The following is a 1,823-nucleotide window of genomic DNA, read 5'->3' as shown; positions in this document are numbered from 1 at the left end:
AATAAGCGTAATCACGTCATTGCGTGTGATTTCAGCGGCATTACGATCGCTCAGCTTATCTACCGCATCGGCATACAGTGTTCTGCGCACTTCATCCTGGCCTTTCTTCTTCCGTGCCCCCGGAATGATTTTGCCATCCTTAGTTTTGCGGTCCTCAATGCGCTCAGTCAGGTAGAGCTCAACTAATCCCTGCACAGTTAATTCAGGTATTTTGGCCTGTTCAGCTTTGATTGCACGAAGTTGCTTTTCCTGCTTGAGTCCTGATGCAGGACGCCGGCCTTCCTGACGGAGAAGTTTTAACTCGTTGAGTTTAAGTCGTGCAGCGGCGAGAGAAGTCTGCGGAAAGTTGCCAATTTTGATCTGAGCAAGTTTTCCAGTCACAGGGCTCGTGTAGCGGTAAAAAAAGACTTAACTCCGGCTGTACCACAGGAGGGATGTAAACCAAGATTTTCGCCGTTAACGTGCTGGAGCGCTGACGCATCGATGCCGACGAGGCGAAACGCTGCGCGACAGTGAGTTGCGACGCGGGCTTCTCAACGCGCCATTGCTGGGATTTCCTCTACCGCATCACCGAGTTCACCGACCGCAACGGCGGCGTGTGGCGCTACGAGTGGGCGGGCTACGCCGAACTGCTGAAGGCGGCCATCACGCCGGACGGCAGCCGCTGGGTGTACGGCTACGACGAGCACGGCAACCTGACGGAAGTGCGCGACCCGCTCGGCAACAGCACGTTCACCACCTGGCATCCGGCTTTCGCGTTCCCGCTGAAGGAAGTGCTGCCGGACGGTGCCACCTGGCAGTATGAGTACAACGCGCGCGGCGACGTGGTTTCGCTCACTGACCCGAAAGGCGGCGTGACGCGCTTTGAGTGGAACGAGCAGGGCGACCTGGTGAAGCAGACGGACGCGCTGGAGAACACGCACCGTTTCTGGTGGAACGAGCGCGGGCAGCTGGTGCGCGACGAGGACTACTCCGGCAACCAGAGCCACCGGCTGTACGACGCGGCGGGACGACCGCTGAGCGCCGGGGATGCCGAAGGCAACACCGACCGCTGGACGCTCACCGCGGCGGGGCGTCTGCGCACCTGGCGGCGGGCGGACGGCCGCGAGACGCACTACGAATATGACAGCGCCGGGCTGCTGTGCGGACAGGACGACGACGGGCTGCGCGAGCGTAAAGTCACGCGCAACGCGCGCGGACAGGTGGTGAGCGTCGCCGACCCGGCGGGCCACCTGACGCACCTGCATTATGACCGCCTGGGCCACCTGACGACGCTGATTAACCCGAACCGCGAGAGCTGGCGGTTTGAGTATGACGCCACGGGCCGGCTGACGGGCCAGCGGGACTACGCGGGCCGTCTGACGGAGTACCGTCACGACGCGCTGGGCCATGTGACGGAGGTGATTCGCCATCCGCAGCCGGGCAGCCAGGAAGCGCCGCTGGTCACCGCGTTTGAGTATGACGTGCTGGGGCGCCTGACCGTGCGGGAAACCGCTGACCACCGCACCGAATACCGCCACGACACGCTGTCGCTGGAAATCCGCCGGGCCACCCGCGCCGAGTGGCGCAAAGCGCTGCTGGAAGAGCGGGAGCCTGAGTGGGACGCGGTGCTCATATTCACCCGCAACGCGGCCGGCGAGCTGGTGAGCGAGGAAAACCACGGCGGGAAGTTTGAGTACGAGTACGACGCGCTGGGCAACCTCAGCAGCACGCGGTTCCCGGACGGGCGCGAGCTGGCCAGCCTTCGCTACGGCACCGGGCACCTGCTGGAGATGCAGCTGCGTCACGGTGGGGAGACGCACACGCTGACGGCGTATGGTCGT

General features: G+C 63.1%; 2 pseudogenes. One reads left to right on the top strand and one right to left on the bottom strand.

Annotated elements, in window-relative coordinates:
- Positions 1–381 (bottom strand): annotated as a pseudogene (locus N7V53_RS22305) (integrase); the annotation flags it as partial.
- A 131-nt stretch (positions 382–512) separates the two neighbouring features.
- Here N7V53_RS22305 and N7V53_RS22300 point away from each other — a divergent pair.
- A pseudogene (locus N7V53_RS22300) lies at positions 513–1,823 on the top strand (type IV secretion protein Rhs); the annotation flags it as partial.

This window comes from Kosakonia sp. HypNH10 (genome assembly GCF_029850615.1).
Taxonomy (GTDB): domain Bacteria; phylum Pseudomonadota; class Gammaproteobacteria; order Enterobacterales; family Enterobacteriaceae; genus Kosakonia; species Kosakonia cowanii.
Note: the sequence above shows the minus strand (reverse complement) of the source record. Positions and strands in the feature narration are given on the sequence as shown.